We start from the raw sequence: 1099 nt of genomic DNA, 5'->3' as shown, positions 1-1099 counted from the left end.
GGGCCGGCGCACGCCGCGGCACCGCTGCCCGCACCGGCCGCCCGGGGCGCGGCCGACGACCCCGCCGACGACCCCGCCGACGACCCCGCCGACGACCCCGCCACCGGGGCGGCCGTGGCGGCGCTGCACGAGTACCTGCGCCAGCAGGCGCTGGCGATCAACGCCCGCCAGAGCGACCCGGCGGCCCTGCCGGCCTTCACCGCCACCCTCACCCCGGCGGCGCTGGAGTGGGCCGTGCCGCTGCTGGCGGCCAACCTCGGGGACGAGATGCCCGGGCCGTACCCGGTCGGGGTGCTCGGCAGCACCCGGCAGGGCGAGGACCGCGTGCGGCTGCAGCTGTGCCTGCAGGACCGCGGCTGGCAGGTGGACCGGGCCGGCGGGCAGCCGCTGAACCCGGCGCACCACGCGCGCGCGAGCGCGCTGGTGGTGCGCAGCGGCGAGCGCTGGCTCGTCGACGACGTGGTGGGCACGGGCGCGGAGTGCTCGGCCGAGCAGGTGCGCGAGGAGAGGTTCTGATGGGTGTGGACGCGGTGCGGTGGGCGCGCGGCGCGGTGGCCGCGACGGCCCTGGCGGTCCTAGCGCTGCCGGTCGCGGTGCCACCGGCCTCGGCGGCGGAGGCCGGGGCCGCGCGGCTGCGGGCCTCGGCCGCCGACGAGGTGCACGGCACCGCCGGCTCGTGCCTGACCCGGGCGACGTCGCGCGGCACGTACTCGCTGCGCTGCGCGGGCAGCGGGCGCCGGGCCCGCAGCTTCCTGGACCTGCTGCAGGGCGCGCCCGCCCCGACGTGCTGGCTGCAGGACGCCGACGCCCCCGACGCCCGGGACCTGGCGGCCCCGCGGCCCGGACCCGCCGACGAGCCCGCCGACGAGCCCGCCGACGAGCCCGCCGACGAGCCCGCCGACGAGCCCGCCGACGAGCCCGCCGACGAGCCCGGAGGGGTTTCCGCGGACCGGCCCCGGCAGGCCCCCGCCGCCGCGGCCGCGGCGGTCGCGCCGGTCCGGCTGCTCACCGCTGCGAACCCCAGCGCGGTCCCGACCGCGGTGAACCCCCCGGCGTCCCCGGACCCGACGGCGGGTCCGACGGTGTCGCCGAGCGCGCC

General features: G+C 81.4%; 2 pseudogenes. Both read left to right on the top strand.

The features are described from left to right. A pseudogene (locus tag GTR00_RS21495) lies at positions 1-516 on the top strand (hypothetical protein); the annotation flags it as partial. After that, a pseudogene (locus GTR00_RS21490) lies at positions 516-1099 on the top strand (hypothetical protein); the annotation flags it as partial. The pseudogenes GTR00_RS21495 and GTR00_RS21490, both read left to right, overlap by 1 nt.

Origin of the sequence: Kineococcus indalonis, assembly GCF_009906395.1 — a bacterium.
Taxonomy (GTDB): Bacteria; Actinomycetota; Actinomycetes; order Actinomycetales; family Kineococcaceae; genus Kineococcus; species Kineococcus indalonis.
Note: the sequence above shows the minus strand (reverse complement) of the source record. Positions and strands in the feature narration are given on the sequence as shown.